At 53.2% G+C, this 17,610-nt stretch carries 16 protein-coding genes; 15 read left to right on the top strand and 1 reads right to left on the bottom strand.

Going from position 1 to position 17,610, the window contains the following annotated elements:
* The first annotated feature begins 83 nt into the window (after positions 1-83).
* From G9Q38_RS03450 to G9Q38_RS03380, 15 genes are all read left to right on the top strand, one after another.
* A complete protein-coding gene (locus G9Q38_RS03450; protein WP_166127827.1) occupies positions 84-2,213 on the top strand; it encodes a hydantoinase/oxoprolinase family protein in 2,130 nt (709 codons plus the stop codon).
* A 2-nt stretch (positions 2,214-2,215) separates the two neighbouring features.
* Positions 2,216-4,036, top strand: a complete 1,821-nt coding sequence (locus G9Q38_RS03445) for a hydantoinase B/oxoprolinase family protein (protein WP_166127825.1) — start codon at positions 2,216-2,218, stop codon at positions 4,034-4,036.
* Positions 4,033-4,320, top strand: a complete 288-nt coding sequence (locus G9Q38_RS03440) for an acetone carboxylase subunit gamma (RefSeq protein ID WP_166127822.1) — start codon at positions 4,033-4,035, stop codon at positions 4,318-4,320. The genes G9Q38_RS03445 and G9Q38_RS03440 overlap by 4 nt, the downstream gene beginning before the upstream one ends.
* Positions 4,321-4,354: 34 nt before the next feature.
* On the top strand, positions 4,355-5,038 hold the full coding sequence (locus G9Q38_RS03435) for an isochorismatase family protein (RefSeq protein ID WP_228276190.1): 684 nt from the start codon (positions 4,355-4,357) through the stop codon (positions 5,036-5,038).
* A 55-nt stretch (positions 5,039-5,093) separates the two neighbouring features.
* Positions 5,094-6,065, top strand: a complete 972-nt coding sequence (locus tag G9Q38_RS03430) for a BMP family protein (protein ID WP_114422036.1) — start codon at positions 5,094-5,096, stop codon at positions 6,063-6,065.
* Between the two features lie 37 nt (positions 6,066-6,102).
* Entirely contained in the window at positions 6,103-7,623 is a 1,521-nt protein-coding gene (locus G9Q38_RS03425; RefSeq protein ID WP_166127819.1) for an ABC transporter ATP-binding protein, read from the top strand.
* The gene (locus tag G9Q38_RS03420; protein ID WP_166127816.1) at positions 7,605-8,651 is read left to right on the top strand and encodes an ABC transporter permease; all 1,047 of its coding nucleotides are present in this window, start codon (positions 7,605-7,607) and stop codon (positions 8,649-8,651) included. Before G9Q38_RS03425 ends, G9Q38_RS03420 begins: the two co-directional genes overlap by 19 nt.
* The gene (locus G9Q38_RS03415) at positions 8,651-9,586 is read left to right on the top strand and encodes an ABC transporter permease (RefSeq protein ID WP_166127813.1); all 936 of its coding nucleotides are present in this window, start codon (positions 8,651-8,653) and stop codon (positions 9,584-9,586) included. The genes G9Q38_RS03420 and G9Q38_RS03415 overlap by 1 nt, the downstream gene beginning before the upstream one ends.
* A gap of 77 nt (positions 9,587-9,663) precedes the next feature.
* Positions 9,664-10,128 (top strand): MarR family winged helix-turn-helix transcriptional regulator, encoded by a 465-nt coding sequence (locus G9Q38_RS03410; protein ID WP_228276189.1) that lies wholly within the window; start codon positions 9,664-9,666, stop codon positions 10,126-10,128.
* A gap of 386 nt (positions 10,129-10,514) precedes the next feature.
* Positions 10,515-10,889, top strand: a complete 375-nt coding sequence (gene rpsL, locus G9Q38_RS03405) for a 30S ribosomal protein S12 (RefSeq protein WP_114422041.1) — start codon at positions 10,515-10,517, stop codon at positions 10,887-10,889.
* Positions 10,890-11,022: 133 nt separating this feature from the next.
* Positions 11,023-11,493, top strand: coding sequence for a 30S ribosomal protein S7 (gene rpsG, locus G9Q38_RS03400; protein ID WP_114422042.1), 471 nt, complete (start codon positions 11,023-11,025; stop codon positions 11,491-11,493).
* Positions 11,494-11,508: 15 nt separating this feature from the next.
* Complete coding sequence (gene fusA / locus G9Q38_RS03395; protein ID WP_166127811.1) at positions 11,509-13,611, top strand: elongation factor G; 2,103 nt, start codon at positions 11,509-11,511, stop codon at positions 13,609-13,611.
* Between the two features lie 81 nt (positions 13,612-13,692).
* Positions 13,693-14,883: an elongation factor Tu gene (gene tuf / locus G9Q38_RS03390; protein ID WP_166127808.1), complete on the top strand. Its 1,191-nt coding sequence runs from the start codon at positions 13,693-13,695 to the stop codon at positions 14,881-14,883.
* 65 nt (positions 14,884-14,948) lie between these two features.
* Complete coding sequence (gene rpsJ, locus G9Q38_RS03385; protein WP_093971156.1) at positions 14,949-15,260, top strand: 30S ribosomal protein S10; 312 nt, start codon at positions 14,949-14,951, stop codon at positions 15,258-15,260.
* A gap of 85 nt (positions 15,261-15,345) precedes the next feature.
* A complete protein-coding gene (locus tag G9Q38_RS03380; protein ID WP_166127805.1) occupies positions 15,346-16,131 on the top strand; it encodes a sulfite exporter TauE/SafE family protein in 786 nt (261 codons plus the stop codon).
* Here G9Q38_RS03380 and guaD read toward each other — a convergent pair.
* Positions 16,118-17,452, bottom strand: coding sequence for a guanine deaminase (guaD, locus tag G9Q38_RS03375; protein ID WP_166127802.1), 1,335 nt, complete (start codon positions 17,450-17,452; stop codon positions 16,118-16,120). The two genes, G9Q38_RS03380 and guaD, sit on opposite strands and share 14 nt — an antisense overlap.
* Positions 17,453-17,610 lie beyond the last annotated feature (158 nt).

Here is a 17,610-nt window from a genome sequence, read left to right as displayed (position 1 = left end):
CCCCATGTTTTATGTGTAATGTTAGCTGTTATAACACCTAACATTACATGTGTTTTTACACATTCTATGGAGGCTGAACAGGCATGGAAGAAGCAGCAGGACGCAAATATGTCATCGCGACAGATGTTGGGGGCACATGCACGGATACGGTAGTATTCGCGGCGGGTGAGCCAATTCGCATTGGCAAGGCATTGTCGACTCCCCCGGATTTTGCCACCGGTATTCTGGATTCAATCCGATCAGCGGCGCAAAGCATGGGCGAAACCCTTGATAGTCTTTTGGCCGACACTTACTTGTTCATCCACGGATCAACAGTGGTTGATAACTGTATCCTTACCCGTGACGGCGCGAAGGTGGGGTTGCTGACAACCAAGGGCTTCGAGGACACGATTTTAGTTACGCGTGGCGCCTATGGGCGTTGGGGCGGCCTTACAGAAGACAAAATCAAGCATATTGCCAAGACGGAACGCGCCGCGCCTTTGGTGCCGGCCGAACGGATTATCGGTATTTCCGAGCGCACAGATGCCGAAGGCCAGATCCTGAAAGAGCTCGATCCGCAGGAGGTTGAAAAGGCCATTCGTCATTTGGTTGAGGAAGAAGGCGTGGATGCCATTGCCGTCGCATTCCTTTGGTCGTTCATTAACGAAACCAACGAACGGATGGTGAAGGACATCGCCGCCAAGGTGGCGCCCAACGTGTACTGCACACTTTCCAGCAGCATTGCGCCGCTGCCCGGCGAATATGAGCGCACCTCCACCTCGGTGATTAATGCTTATGCCGGAAGAATTACACAAAGTTATCTGGCCGACCTGGAACAGAAACTGGCGCAGACGGCGTATCGGGGCCAGATCATGGTGATGCAAGGTTACGGTGGCCTGCTGCCGGCCAACGAAGCGGCCGACCGTTCGGTGGGCATGCTGGAATGCGGCCCGGCTGCGGGCGTTATCGGCAGTCGTTCGTTGGGTGAGTTGTTAAAACAACCCGATGTGATCGCCACCGATATGGGCGGTACGACGTTCAAGGTGAGTGTGATTCAAAACGGTGAAATTGAGTTCGCGCGTGAACCGATGGTCGACCGTTATCACTACGCCGCACCGAAAATTGAAGTGGTATCGATTGGCGCGGGCGGCGGGTCGATTGTGAGCATCGATGAGGCAACCGGCGAACCTCACGTGGGTCCGCGATCAGCGGGCTCCCGGCCTGGGCCGGTATGTTATGGCCTGGGTGGTACCGAACCCACGTTAACCGATGTGTTCATGCTGATTGGTTACATGGATCCCAGCACGTTCCTGGGCGGCTCGATCCAGTTGAATCCGGATGCCGCACGTAAGGCGTTTGATGAAAAAGTCGCCAAGCCCCTGAACATGTCGGTTGAAGAGGCCGCAATCGGTATTTATCGGCTGGCGTCGGCCCAGATTACCGACCTGATACGAGAAATTACCGTTGAGCGTGGCCTGGATCCACGCGACTACGTACTGCATTCCTTTGGTGGTTCGTGCGGCATGCTGTCGGCCATGTTCGGTGCCGAGCTCGGCGTAAAGAAAATCGTTATTCCCTACACCGCTTCGGTGAACTGTGCATTTGGTTTGGTGTCGGCCGATATCGTCCACCAATATGCCACGACGCGTACGCTACGCGCCGACACGGATCCGGAAGAAATTAATCGAATTTACGAGCCCATGGTGGCTGAAGCGCGCGAGCAGCTTAAGCAGGAAGGCTTTAAAGAGGATGAGATCAGCCTGGAATGGGCGGTCGATTTACGTTATGCGCGCCAAGTACATGAGCTGACCACAACGGTTCGCGGTGCAACTCCGATGGATCAGCAGGCACTGGAGCAATTACTGAGTGATTTCGAGGCGCTATACGAAAGAAAGTATGGCAAAGGGTCTGCCTATCGCGAAGCCGGTATCGAAATGAAGCTGTTCCGTCTGACTGCCCGCGGTGTCTTGAAGAAACCCGAGGTGCCTGCAGTGGAAATGGGTGGGGAAGATGCCAGTGGCGCGTTGATGGGTCGGCGCGATATCTTTGTGGAAGCACAAGGCAAACTCGCGCCCGCCGATATCTACAACTTCGACAAGCTCACCCCCGGAAATCGCCTGAGCGGCCCAGCGGTCATTCATACCCCTATCACCACCATCGTGCTGCAGCAGGGTCAGAAAGCGATGATGGATGAGTACCGAAACATTGTTGTTGAACTGGAAGGAGGAGCCTGATTATGGATCCGATTACATATTCCATTATTCGCCACCGTTTATTCCGCGTGGTGGAAGAGGCGGTGATTACCCTTAAGCATGTGTCGGGCAGTGCGATTACCAATGAGGGCCATGACCTGATGGTCAGCCTGTATCGCGCCGACGGTTCCTTGCTCATGGGCGGGGTCGGGTTCCTGCACCATTTAACCAGTGCGGCCGAGGCATGCAAGGCAATTATTCGTCGTTTTGAAGGGCAGATTGAGCCGGGCGACATTTACATGCTGAATGACCCTTATACAGCGGCACTGCACACGTCGGACGTGTACTTGCTGCGCCCGATTCATCATGAAGGAAAGCTGGTGGCCTGGAGTGCGTGCTTTGTTCACGTATGTGACATTGGCGCCATGAACCCTGGTGGGTTTGCTCCCGACGCGGTGGATATCTACAGTGAAGGCTTTAGCAGCCCCGGCATTAAGCTGGTCAGCCGCGGTGAGTTGCGCCAGGACGTTTGGGATACTTTTCTGAACATGGTGCGCAGTCCGGAAATGGTGGCGTTGGATATGCGTGCATTGATTGCCTGCAACAACGTCGCGGGTGAACGTATGCTGGCGCTTATCGACAAATACGGTGCCGATGCGGTGGATGAGGTAGGTAAAACGCTTATTGATCAATCGGAGCAATTATTGCGTCAACGTTTGCGTGAGTTGCCTGATGGTTCCTGGCAGTCGCGTCAGTACATTGATGTGCTGGGGGAAACGGCCAAGGTGCTGTTGACCATGACCAAGAAAGACGACACGCTTACTTTCGACTTCACCGGTTCCAGTCCGCAGTCGCGCTATAGCGTTAACTGCACGCAGTGGGCGTCGTTGGGCGGCTTGTTTGCGCCCCTGTTCCCACTACTGTGTTACGACATTACCTGGAATCAGGGCGCGGTTGAGCCGATACGCATGATTGCGCCGGAGGGCACGATTGTGAATTGCACGCGTCCCGCACCGGTGTCGGTGGCCACAGTGGGTGCCATTCAATCGGTTAACAATGCGGCTTGCTCCACCATCGGCAAAATGCTGGCGGCGAGTGAGAAATACAAAGAGGAAGCCACGTCGGTGTGGCACGCCAATCACTTTGCGGTGTTCATGTTTGGTCGCAATCGCGAAGGTCGCATGGCCATCGACATTCTGACCGAAACTTTTGCCGGTGCAGGCGGTGCGAAAACGTATGGTGATGGTGTGGATATCGGTGGTGAAATGCCCAACCCCATCTCCCGAATGGCTAACGTTGAAACGGTTGAAGGCACTTTCCCGATTCGCTATCTGTTCCGCCGGCGCATGCTCGATTCCGGTGGGTCGGGCGAGTTCCGGGGCGGTCTGGGCGGAGAAATTGCCGTGGTTCCGCACGGTAGCCCAGATGGTGCGATTAACTTTGTACTGTCGGGCAAAGGGTCGAAATTCCCCATGAGCGATGGGCTGGCCGGGGGCGGTCCCGGTACGGCGAATGATTATGTGCTCTACAAAGGGGGCGTCGAGGTATCCGAAAGTGCGCGCATCGAGCAAACCGACGCGGAGTTGCTTACCGGAAATCGAGAGCCGATTAGTTGGGGGGTTTTCCCGCTGAAACAGGACGATGCTTTCTATTTGCGTTGGAATGGCGGCGGCGGTGTGGGCGATCCGTTAGCCCGGCCGGTTGAATCAATCGTGCGCGATGTGGCTACCCGTACGCTTTCCGCAGAGGCCGCAGAAAAAATTTATGGCGTGGTGATCCGTGATGGTGCAGCCGATGAGGAGGCAACACGCGCGTTGCGTCAATCCATGCGCCAGTCCCGTATCGAGCAAGGAGTTCATGCATGAGTAAGCGAATTTCCCCCACGTTGAACCTGGATGACAAAGCCGGCCGGCAGTTTATTTGCTGCGCTTCCTGTGGTGCGGGCTTGGTCGAGTTCGGCGGTGAAACACATTGGAAAGACAACGTACCTGTAAAGGTTTCAGCGGTTGCGGGGCTGCACGGATGGTCGAAATCCGTGCAGCCCGATCTACAGCTGCGCGAGTTTTCCTGCCCGGAATGCGGTCATTTGCTGGACAGTGAAACAGGTTTGCCGGAGGACCCATATTTATACGATGTGGTGAATCCTTAACGCGGAAAAATAAATTTCTTTATTAGGTGAGGTTATGCATAAAGTTGGAGTTCGTCAGGAAGTAATCGATCGCGTGATGAAGCGACGTGGAAAAGTACACGTATTCGATGACTATCATCCGAAGAAGACCGCGCTGGTCGTGATTGATATGCAAGGCACATTTTGCGACGAGGGCGCACCTGCAGAGGTGGCATCTTCGCGGGGCATTGTGCCGAATTTAAATGCGCTAACGCCGAAGTTGCGTGAGTTGGGCGTGCCCGTTATGTGGGTGCTGCATGCCAATAGCAATTTCAAGGGTGAAAGTGATTGGGACATGTTCTACAACTACTTTGTTTCAGGTGATATTCGTGCGCGCACCATTGAAGCCAATTCGCCTGAGAATCAGGCCGTGTATTCGGGTTTGGATACCGGGCCGGAAGATATGGTGATTGTGAAAAACCGCTATAGCGCGCTTATTCCGGGTTCGTCTTCTTTAGAGCGTGTATTGCGCAGTTTGGGTATCGACAGCATTTTGATTGCCGGCACTAAAACCAATATTTGTTGTGAGTCGACGGCGCGCGACGCAATGATGATGGATTTCAGGGTCACGATGCTGGAAGACTGTTGTGCGGCGCTGTCCGATGACGAGCATCGTGCGGCATTGGAGAACATTGTGCAGCAGTTTGGCAATGTCATGACAAGTGATGAGGTTGTGAAGCGTTTGCAGCAAAACGCTTGAATGTAGTTCCGTTTCGGGGGCGCTTTGCCCCCACTTTAAATTTACGGAGGTTGGTATGTTAAGAAGCATTATGGTGGCAATGTGTCTCCTGGTTATGCCGGTTTTGTCGCATGCCCAGGCCGATAAACTGAAAGTGGCGTTGGTGTTGCCAGGTTCGGTGACCGACGGCACGTTCAACAGTGCAGCAGCTGAAGGTATTAAAAAGGCGCAAGAGAAATATCCGAACCTGCAGGTTTCCATTCGCGAAAACACACAGGTTGCCGAAGCGCAGGAAGCGTTGTCTGCTTATGCGCGCGATGGGTACGACATTGTGATCGGCCATGGCTTCCAGTTTGCCGACCCCGCCAAACGAATTCATAAACGTTTTCCGGATACCTGGTTCATTATCAATACCGCCAAGGTTGCCGAGGCGCCTAACCTGGCATCGTTCGACAACCGCTGGGGTGATGGTGGATACATGGCCGGCGCGGTTGCCGCCTTGCTTTCGGAAAGTGGAAAAATTGGGAATATTCCCGCCATCCCGGTTCCGACCATTCAAGAGTATGACGATGGTTTCAAGCGGGGTGCGCAACGCATTAACCCGGATATCGAGGTGATGTCTGCTTATGTTGGCTCGTTCTCCGATATTGCCAAAGCCAAAGAAATTACCACCAGCATGATTGATAGTGGTGCCGACGTGGTTTCAGCAATTGGTAATGAGAACGTGGTGGGTACGTTGCAGGCGGCGAAAGAAAAAGGCGTTGTGATGATTGGCACGGCATTTGACTCCGCCGCCTTGGCACCGGATACCATTGCCACAACCGCGCTCATCAATTTCGACGTCAACATTGACATGGCCATTGGCAAAGTGATTGATGGCACGATTGAACCCAAGAACTATCTGTTGGGCTTGAATGAAAACGGGATTGGCCTGGCGCCTTATCGCAATTTCGAAGACAAGCTGTCAGCCGAAGACAAGGCCAAAGTACAGGAAATCATGGATGGCATCCGTGCCGGCACAATCGACGACCTTCCCGAGATCCGTTAAAGCGGTGTCCTATGTGGTTATTTGAGTACGGTGTTGCATGACGGTTAACGCACCACCTTTATTGTCGCTTGAAGGGTTAACCAAGGCCTTCGGGGCCTTGGTTGCCAATGATCATATTAGTTTCGACGTAGCGCCCGGAGAGATCGTTGGTATTCTCGGCGAAAACGGCGCCGGAAAGTCGACCCTGATGAACATGATTTCGGGTTTGATCACCCCTGATTCGGGGGTGATCAAAATGGATGGCAAGCCCATTGTGTTGCATTCCCCGCGCGATGCAACCGACGCCGGCATTGGCATGGTGCATCAGCATTTCAAGTTGGTGGGGGCCTTCACGGTTGCCGAGAACCTGGCGTTGGGCGACCGTCGTTGGGGTAAAGGTTGGTTGAAGCTCGACCAATTGAAAAAAGAGTTGCAACCCATAGCCGATCAGTTGGGTATGCCGATTCCTTTCGATCAGCGTGTTGAAAAATTAACGGTTGGTGAGCAGCAGCGCGTAGAAATTCTGAAGGTGCTGGCGCGTAGGCCGCGCCTTTTGATTCTGGATGAGCCAACGGCAGTGTTGGCGCGTGAAGAGCGCCCTGCACTATTCCGTATGGTGGCCGAATTGGCCGCGCAAGGCACCGCCGTCATCATCATCAGCCACAAGCTGGAAGATATTCTCGAATGTTGCAAGCGTGTTGTGGTGATGCGTTTGGGCAAAGTTGTCAGTATTTCGGATGTGGGCGGCAAAACCCGCGAAGATCTGGTGCGTCTTCTGGTGGGCGACACACTACCTGAGTTAAGCGAGCGTGTGACGCCTGTTGAGCAAGGGCAATCTTTGTTGAAAGTTGAAGGTGTGTCGTTGAAACGACCCAATGGAACGGTGGCATTGGACGACGTCAGTTTCGATGTTCGTTCAGGAGAGATACTTGCGCTGTGCGGCGTCGATGGGAATGGGCAAACGGAATTGATGAGTTTGGCGGCGGGCTTGCTTAAACCCGATTCGGGTTTTCTTGATTATTGGTTTGCGCCGGGTCGGCGGGGGCTGGATTCGGCCCGCGTTCGTGCCGGCGGCGTTTGTCATATTCCGGAAGACCGTTTGCGTGATGCCGTTCTTCCGGGTGCCAACTTGGCAGACAACTATTTGCTCACGCAATTACGACGTTCGCGTTTTAACCTGAAAGGCTGGCTTCGGCCGGCGCCGTTGCTAGCCGACCTGGCCGAGTCGGTGAAGTCTTATTCGGTAAAAACGCCCGGTCTGGGCGCGCGGGTGAATCAACTTTCCGGCGGTAATCAGCAGAAACTGGTTCTGGCGCGCGAAATGGCCACCAGACCTGAATTAATTTTGGCGGCACATCCAACCCGCGGTTTGGATGTGCAAACCATCGCTTTTGTGAATAACGAGTTGCTGGCGGCACGTGCGCGAGGTGCCGGCGTGTTGTTGTCGTCGGCCGACCTGGGAGAGGTTTGGCAGGTGGCTGATCGTATTATGGTGTTGTCGGGCGGGCGTTTGCATGGCCCGGTCCATCTTTCCGAAACATCGCTGCACGAGGTAGGAAAATGGATGACAGATCGATGACCCGGTGGCCCTCTTCTTATCAGTGGTGGTTGTTTCTGGCGGTGGTTGCCGTTACGTTGCTCATTCCGGCGCTGTTTATTCTGGTTGCCGGCAAGAACCCCATCACAGCATATGCCTCGTTATTGTCGTATACCTTGGGAACGCGTAATGGTTTTTACGAAGTCATTACGCAGTGCATACCGCTTGTATTGGTTAGCTTGGGCGTTGCCGTTGCGTTTCGGGCCGGCGTTTTTAATATTGGTGGCGATGGGCAGCTATTGTCCGGCGCCATGTTGAGTTTCGTATTTGCGCCATATGTGGCGCATTTACCCATGCCCTTAAATATGCTGGTTTACCTGTTTCTCGGCTTTGTCGGTGGTGGCTTGCTGGGCATGTTTGTGGGCTGGCTGAAGGTGCGCTTTCGAGCCAGCGAAATCATTACGACCATTGTGTTGAACTTCATCGTGTTGCAGGTACTGAGCTGGCTGATTCGCGGGCCGTTGCAAGAGCCTGCCCGACTCATGCCCTGGTCTGACTATCTTCCGGAAAGCTTGATTTTGTTTCCTATTATTGATGGATCCAGGATACATGCGGGCTTGTTTGTGGCGATTGCCGCGGTGATCATCATGGCGGTGATCATCGGTAAAACCTCGTTCGGGTACAAATTAACGGCGGTTGGCAAAAATCCGTTTGCGGCCCGGTACGCCGGCCTTAAGGAAGGGCGAATTATTGTTCTGGCCATGTTGGTGAGCGGTGGTCTGGCCGGGCTGGCGGGAAGTATTCAGGTGGCGGCAATTCATGAGCGCTTGCAGGATGATTTTGCGTCCGGTTACGGTGAGGCCGCCATCGCGATTGCGCTGATGGCCCGTTTGTCTCCGGCTTTTATCCCGTTGGCGGCCCTGTTATTTGGTGTGTTCTATGTGGGGGCGGGTGTTTTGCAACGGGAGGTTGGCGTGCCCTTTCCTATTGTCAAGATTATCGAAGGGGTCGTTATTTTGGGCTTCCTGTGCTTTGAGGCGTTGTCTAACCGTCGCAAGGAGGCGCACTAATGGAACTGATTATTATTGGTCTGATTGCTGCGGGGGTGCGCTTAAGTATCTCCATTGCGTATGCCGCGTTAGGCGAAATGGTGGGGCAGCGGGCCGGCGTCATGAATGTGGGGCTGGAAGGTATTATGCTGTTTTCAGCATTTATTTCCGCCTGGATTGCCGTCGTGTCCGGCAGCCCGTGGATTGGCCTGATGGCGGCGGTATTGGGCGGGGTGTTGCTTGGCGCCGTGCATGCTCTCTTTTCAATTACATTGGGTGCCAATCAAATCGTTTCCGGGCTGGCTCTGGTGGTTTTGGGCGGCGGATTGTCGGGTTTTGGCTATCGACTCACTATTGGATCTTCGCCGGTTTCCATACCGTATTTTCATCAGGTCGAGTTCGGCCCGTTAAGTGATATACCAATTTTAGGGCCGATCGTCTTTGGTCATAATATTCTCGTATATATTGCGATTGCGCTGGCTTTTTTGCTTTACTACCTTATGCCGCGCACTTCGTTGGGCCTGGCTTTGCGTGCCGCCGGTGAGAATCCGGCAGCGGCGGATGCGGCCGGATTGCGTGTCAACGCCCTGAGGTTTGGCGCTGTCGTATTCGGGGGCGCCATGGCGGGCATGGGGGGCGCTTTCCTGGTGCTTGGTCAAGTTCATGCGTTTGTTGAAGGTATGGTGGCGGGGCGTGGCTTTATCGCCATTGCATGTGTGGTTTTCGGTGGCTGGCATCCGTTGGGTGTGTTGCTGGCTTGCATGGGTTTTGGTCTGGCCGATGCGTTGCAAATAAGGCTTCAAACCTGGTATCCCGGGGTGCCCTACCAGTTTTTTGTGATGTTCCCGTATGTGGTGGCGCTGGGCACATTGGTATTTTTCGCCAGCAGGTCAATTGGGCCGGCCGCGCTAGGCGAACCGTTCAGGTCTTTAAGACGATATGTAAAATTGCGTTAATCCATAATCAGCACATGCCAGTGAAAATGTAAATTAACGCTGTCTGACCAAACGGAATTACTCTGGAATTGAATATAATGACGGCCATGCTCAAAGAAGACTTTTCACCTCCCAATCTGGATCTCGACCGGAATTTCGCCTTCCAGATGGCGTCAATTATTTTCCGGCTCGAGCAAGATCTGCGGGATTCTTCTTTGCGTCAGCTCGATATCACTTACATGCATTTCCGGGTTTTGCAGTATTTGCTTGATGAAGACGGCAAAAAAATTGGTGAAATTGCCAAGGCCATCGTGGCTCGTCCGCCGGTTCTTAGCCGGGTTATCGACCAAATGGAACAACGAAAACTGGTGCGACGCAACCCCGACGCGAACGACAGCCGGTTAACCCGTGTTTACTTAACGCAGGAAGGGCGCGATAAATACGCCCAGGCTTGGCCGGCTGCACACAAAATTATTCACTATGCCCTCGAGGCACTCACTCCGGAAGAGCAGGAATCGTTTTCCGAGTGCCTGCGAAAAATTGGTGACCATGTTTGCCGGTAATGTGATCATTGCTTTGTAGCGTCTCCCCTATGCTGCGGACAAGGCGTCGCTGTATTGACCATTTCAAAACTTTCGTGCTACCATGGCAAGCTATCCGAAGAATATGCGGTAACGCGTATTCGTTAAATGCTTTGTGCTGGTGTTCTTGCCAGTTTTATCGGCGCAAAGCATGTGCTGGCAGAGCCGGATAGCTGCAAGACCCGCTCTTTTACGTTTGTGATGCGTTGTGGGCGGTTTTTGCGTAAAACCGCCCAAGTTTTTATGGTTGCGTTTTTATTAATAATGAAAACGAGGGCGCTGCCAATAGTTTCAGGAATCGGTTTGTTGCCGGTTTTTTGTTCACAACGTAATTCAGTACGTTAGTACTTAAAGGATGCATTAAGGTCATGCCAACCATTGCTCAACTCGTGCGCAAGCCACGTGCTATTAGCCGCGCCGGTAGCAAGAGCCCCGCTCTTGAAAGCTGCCCTCAGCGCCGTGGTGTGTGTACTCGTGTATATACCACTACCCCTAAAAAACCTAACTCGGCACTGCGTAAAGTCGCCAAGGTTCGTCTTACCAATGGTTTCGAAGTTATTTCGTACATTGGTGGTGAAGGTCACAACCTGCAGGAGCACTCCGTGGTCCTGGTTCGCGGTGGCCGTGTAAAAGACCTTCCTGGTGTGCGTTACCACATTGTTCGCGGTTCGCTCGACTTGCAAGGCGTGAAAGATCGCAAGCAGTCACGTTCCAAGTACGGTGCCAAGCGCCCCAAGAAATAAGCTAATACCCGGCTGGTTCGCCAGTCATTCAGTGCAGCCGTGAAATAGTTCATGGCATGTAAGTGGTCATTCCGTTAATGAATGGCCGTCGCCGTTTCAAACGGCAACTGAACTGTCACAAGGAAATTTTAAAATGCCTCGTCGTCGCGAAGTCCCCAAACGTGAGATTCTCCCTGATCCAAAATTCAGCAGCGTAGAACTTGCGAAATTTATGAACGTTGTTATGTTGTCCGGTAAAAAAGCCGTCGCCGAACGTATTGTTTACGGCGCGCTTGACCAAGTCCAGGCGAAAACTGGCAAAGAGCCCCTGGAAGTGTTTAATACCGCCATTAACAACATTAAGCCTGTTGTTGAAGTAAAAAGCCGCCGTGTCGGTGGTGCCAATTATCAGGTGCCGGTTGAAGTGCGCCCCGTGCGCCGCCTGGCGCTTGCCATGCGCTGGTTGCGTGAAGCAGCCAAGAAGCGTGGCGAGAAATCGATGGATCTGCGTTTGGCTGGTGAGCTGATGGACGCCGCCGAAGGCCGTGGCGCCGCGATGAAAAAACGCGAGGACACACACAGAATGGCAGAGGCCAACAAAGCCTTCAGCCATTTCCGTTGGTAATTTAAGGACACACAAATGGCCCGTAAAACCCCAATTAACCGCTATCGGAATATTGGTATTTCTGCTCACATTGACGCAGGGAAAACCACGACCACCGAACGCATTCTTTTTTACACCGGTGTAAGCCATAAAATTGGTGAAGTGCACGACGGCGCCGCCACGATGGATTGGATGGAGCAGGAACAGGAACGTGGTATTACCATTACTTCCGCTGCCACAACCGCATTCTGGAGCGGCATGGGCAATGACTATCCCGAACACCGCATTAACATCATCGATACCCCGGGTCACGTTGACTTCACCATTGAAGTGGAACGTTCCATGCGCGTGCTCGACGGTGCCTGCATGGTGTATTGTGCAGTAGGCGGTGTTCAGCCCCAGTCGGAAACGGTTTGGCGCCAGGCAAACAAGTACGGCGTGCCGCGCTTGGCATTTGTGAACAAAATGGACCGCACGGGCGCTAATTTCTTCAAGGTGCACGATCAGCTGAAAACGCGCCTGAAAGCGAATCCTGTGCCGATCGTCATCCCAATCGGGTCGGAAGAAAACTTCAAAGGCGTGGTTGACCTTGTCAAGATGAAAGCCATCATCTGGGACGAAGAAACCATGGGCATGAAGTTCGAGTATCTCGACGTGCCGGCCGAACTCGTTGATACAGCGAACGAGTGGCGTGAAAAGCTGGTTGAGTCTGCAGCTGAAGCCAACGAAGAACTCATGAACAAGTACCTGGAATCGGGTGAGTTGTCTGAGCAGGAAATTCATCAGGGCCTGCGTATTCGTACCCTTGCCAATGAAATTCAGCCGATGTTGTGCGGTACCGCATTCAAGAACAAAGGCGTTCAGCGTATGCTTGACGCAGTGATCGATTACCTGCCTTCACCGGTGGACATTCCTCCCGTTGAAGGGCTCGACGACGAAGGTAATACTATTACTCGTGAAGCGCGTGACGATGCCAAGTTCTCGGCGTTGGCGTTCAAACTCATGAGCGATCCGTTTGTGGGTCAGTTGACCTTCGTGCGTGTATATTCGGGTGTGTTGAAATCGGGCGATACGGTTTACAACCCTGTTAAGGGCAAGAAAGAGCGTATCGGCCGTATTTTGCAGATGCACGCGAACAACCGTGAAGAGCTCAAGGAAGTTTTGGCGGGCGACATTGCCTCTGTTGTGGGTTTGAAAGATGTCACGACAGGTGAAACCCTGTGTGATCTCGATTCCCACATTCTGCTTGAGCGCATGGAGTTCCCCGAGCCGGTTATTTCTCAGGCGGTTGAACCCAAGTCGAAAGCCGACCAAGAGAAAATGGGTATTGCGTTGTCTCGTTTGGCACAGGAAGATCCTTCTTTCCGTGTACGTAGCGACGAAGAGTCGGGTCAAACCATTATTTCCGGTATGGGTGAATTGCACCTGGAAGTCCTGGTTGATCGCATGAAGCGCGAATTCAACGTTGAAGCGAACATCGGTAAGCCTCAGGTGGCTTATCGTGAAACCATTCGCAAAACGTGCGAGGAAGTTGAAGGTAAGTTCGTCAAGCAGTCGGGCGGTCGTGGTCAGTATGGTCACGTTGTACTCAAGCTCGAGCCCCTACCTCCTGGTGGTGGTTACGAATTCGTTGATGCCATTAAAGGCGGCGTGGTTCCGCGTGAATACATTCCGGCCGTTAATCGTGGTATCGAGGAAACATTGGGTGCCGGCGTTATTGCGGGCTACCCGGTCGTGGATGTCAAGGCTACGTTGTTCTTCGGTTCGTACCACGATGTCGACTCGAACGAAAACGCGTTCCGTATGGCTGCGTCCATGGCCTTCAAAGAAGGTATGCGCAAAGCCAGCCCCGTGCTGCTTGAGCCTATGATGGCTGTTGAGGTTGAAACACCTGAAGATTATGCCGGTACCGTTATGGGCGACTTGTCGTCACGTCGCGGCATGGTCCAGGGTATGGATGAAATCCCGGGCGGTAGCAAGCTTATTCGTGCTGAAGTACCGCTGTCAGAGATGTTTGGTTACGCCACCAGTCTGCGTTCGCAAACGCAAGGTCGCGCAACCTACTCAATGGAGTTCAAGCATTACGCGGAAGCGCCAAAAAGTGTCTCTGACGAAATTGTCAGTGCACGCAACGGTTAATGCAGTACCTGCTTTCCTGAAAACAGGCGGGCAGGTTAAATTTTTTAGTTTCCTTGAATATCACGGATAGGATTAAAAGACATGGCAAAAGGAAAATTTGAGCGGACCAAACCGCACGTAAACGTGGGCACGATTGGCCACGTTGACCACGGCAAAACGACACTTACCGCGGCGCTGACCACGGTGTTGTCAACGTCCTTCGGTGGCGAGGCGCGTGGTTACGACCAGATTGACGCGGCTCCTGAAGAGAAGGCACGCGGTATTACGATTAACACAGCGCACGTTGAGTACGAAACAGCGACGCGCCACTACGCGCACGTTGACTGCCCGGGCCACGCCGACTATGTGAAGAACATGATTACCGGTGCGGCGCAGATGGACGGCGCAATTTTGGTGGTATCGGCCGCCGACGGCCCCATGCCCCAAACGCGTGAGCACATTCTGCTGAGCCGCCAGGTGGGCGTGCCTTACATCATCGTGTTCCTGAACAAGGCCGACATGGTGGATGACGAGGAACTGCTTGAGCTGGTGGAAATGGAAGTGCGCGAGCTGCTGTCCAACTACGACTTCCCTGGCGACGACACCCCGATCATCAAGGGTTCGGCACTGAAAGCGCTGGAAGGCGACGAAGGTCCTTTGGGCAAGCAAGCCATTATGGCACTGGCCGAAGCACTGGACACTTACATCCCCACGCCAGAGCGTGCAGTGGATGGCGCGTTCCTGATGCCTGTGGAAGACGTGTTCTCGATCTCGGGTCGTGGCACGGTGGTAACGGGCCGTATCGAGCGCGGTGTGGTCAAGGTCGGTGAAGAGATCGAAATCGTGGGTATCAAAGACACGGTCAAGACCACTTGCACGGGCGTGGAAATGTTCCGCAAGCTGCTTGATCAGGGTCAGGCCGGTGATAACGTGGGTATTTTGCTGCGTGGCACCAAGCGTGAAGACGTTGAGCGTGGTCAGGTGTTGGCCAAGCCCGGTTCGATCAACCCGCACACCGACTTTACAGCCGAGGTGTACATTCTGTCCAAGGAAGAGGGTGGCCGTCATACGCCGTTCTTTAACGGGTATCGTCCTCAGTTCTACTTCCGTACGACCGACGTAACGGGTACGATTGATCTGCCGGCCGACAAGGAAATGGTGTTGCCGGGTGATAACGTGGCCATGACGGTCAAGCTGATTGCGCCGATCGCGATGGAAGAAGGTTTGCGCTTTGCGATTCGCGAAGGTGGTCGTACCGTGGGCGCCGGCGTCGTCGCTAAAATTCTTAAGTAATTTTTACTTAGTTTTAAAGGCAAGGGGCGTAAGCCCTTTGCCTACATCGTTCTTTAGGAATCTCCATGAAAAATCAGAAAATCCGCATCCGTTTGAAAGCTTTCGATTACAAATTGATCGATCAGTCTGCGGCTGAAATTGTTGAGACAGCTAAGCGTACGGGCGCGGTTGTGCGGGGTCCTGTACCTCTGCCCACTCGTATTCGCCGTTACGATTTGCTCAGTTCGCCCCACGTGAACAAAACAGCGCGTGACCAAATGGAAATTCGTACCCATCAGCGTTTGATGGATATTGTTGACCCAACCGATAAGACAGTCGATGCGCTTATGCGCCTTGATCTGCCTGCAGGTGTTGACGTTGAAATTGCACTGCAGTAAGTAATTACCGTTTTGAACGCGTAATGGAACGCCATGCTAAATGCATGGCGTTTTGCTTTGCACCTTTTGATTTGGAAAGTGCGTTATGTCCCTGATTCAGGATGCCTGGTTTTATTGGGTGGCGGTACCGGCGGTATTGATTGTTGGCATTGGCAAAGGCGGATTCGCCGGTGGGCTGGGCATGTTGGCTGTGCCGCTGATGTCATTAACTGTTTCGCCGGTACAGGCGGCCAGTATCATGCTGCCCATACTCTGTGTAATGGATATCACCGGCCTGAAAGCGTGGATTCGTTCCTGGGATCGCGACTTGATGATCAAATTGATACCTGGCGCGTTGGTAGGCACGCTAATTGGTTACCTCACATTTGAATATATTAGCGACGATGCGTTGAAGTTGATTCTGGGTGTAATGGCTGTTTTGTTCACGTTGAATCACTGGACGAAAGGTTTGCGCCCTGTCAGGCCGGCAAAAGAGGTGCCGCCGCTGCGCGATCATATCTCGGGCGGCTTTTGGGGCATGTTGTCTGGGTTTACCAGTTTTCTTGCTCATGCGGGTGCCCCACCCATCATGATTTATTTGTTACCCAAACGGCTTGATACCCGCACGCTGGTTGGGACGGTTACCATTTTCTTTGCCATCGTCAACTATGTGAAGTTGATCCCGTACGCTGTATTGGGCTTGTTGGATGCAACGAATTTAGGAACTTCCCTGGTACTGTCGCCGCTGGCCGTTATTGGGGTTTTGCTTGGCGTATGGCTGCACGACAAGGTTAACCCGAAAGCGTTCTATCGCTTAATGTATACCTTTCTTTTTCTGACCGGTATCAAGCTGGCATGGGACGGCGTTTCAGGGGTGTTTATGCCCCTTTGATAACCCGGCCTGCGCTGTAGACGGTGTCAATGGCGCGATCATCAGCCAGTGTCATTTGAACGAATAAAAGCTCTTCAATGGAGTTGCAATATTGCGTGCGGAATTCCAGTAACGGCGTTGACGCCGGATTCAGCACTACCAAATCAGCCTCCATTCCAGCTTCAATTGATCCTATCTTGTTATCCAGATGCAGTGCCTTGGCCGCGCCGCGCGTGGCTAAATAAAACGCCTTTGCGGCGGAAACCGAGTATCCACTTAACTGACCAACCTTGTATGCCTCACCCATAGATTTCAGCATACATAACGAAGTGCCGCCCCCAACGTCGGTAGCCAGGCCGGTGCGTACCGCCAGACTGGCCGATTCGGGTTGGAGTGCGCGTTGAAAATTGAAGAAACCGCTACCCAGGAATGTATTCGACGTCGGGCAATGAATGACCGATGAATCGGTTTCAGCCAAATGATGCCATTCCGTTTCTTCAAGGTAAATGGCATGGCCGAACAGGGCGCGGGGGCCGGTTAGCCCATAGTGAGCGTAAACATCGATATAGTTGGCACGATCAGGAAACAACTCCTTCACCCATTCAACTTCGTCTTTATTCTCTGAAACATGGGTTTGCATGTAGGCTGAAGGGTGGGCTTTCCAGAGCGCGCCGGCCGCTTCCAGTTGAGCTTCGGTGCTAGTGGGCGCAAATCGGGGCGTAATCGCATAAGACAACCGACCTTTTTCGTGCCATTTTTGCAGCAGGGCGAGGGAATCGTCGTATCCCGATTGCGCGGTATCCTGAAGCGCTTCGGGTGCGTTGCGGTCCATTAGCATTTTCCCGGCAATCATACGTAACCGGCGCGCGTGGGCTTCCTGAAAAAAGGCCTCGACCGAGTTGGGATGCACAGTGCAGTAAACGGCCGCAGTGGTGGTGCCGTTTTGGGCGAGCTCATCGAGGAATATGCGCGATACCTGCCCTGCGTATTCCAGGTCATCGTAGCGTTGTTCGGCCACAAATGTATAGGTATTGAGCCAGTCGATTAATTGCGCACCGTAGGCCCCGATAATAGGCAGCTGGGGGTAGTGAACATGCGTGTCGATGAAACCCGGCGTAATGAGGTGATTGGGAAAAGACTTTACCTCGCAGCCTTCCAGCCGTGACGCGCCGCCCGAATAGGCTCCGGCATACTCAATCGTTCCGTTGTTGATAATGATTAAACCATCGGGTTCGTGAACCAATGCGTTTTCATCGCCCACGCTAAACGGGTTGTTGTTGAATGTGATGAACGGCCCTCGGATGGCAAAGCGTTCATTGCCGGCTGGTTGAGTATTCGACATGCTGGGTGTAAATCCGTGGTTTTGCAGTTGTAGTTATAAATTTTGAACGAAATGCGCGTTTCTTAGGCAGAACTTTACATGAAATCAAACCGCCCGGTGAAGCGCGCGCTGTGAGGCATAACGTAAGTCTTTTCCAACAAAAGAAAAATACTGATCAA

It is taken from the genome of Pusillimonas sp. DMV24BSW_D (genome assembly GCF_011388195.1).
Classification (GTDB): domain Bacteria; phylum Pseudomonadota; class Gammaproteobacteria; order Burkholderiales; family Burkholderiaceae_B; genus Neopusillimonas; species Neopusillimonas aestuarii.
This window is presented reverse-complemented; position numbering and strand designations above follow the sequence as displayed.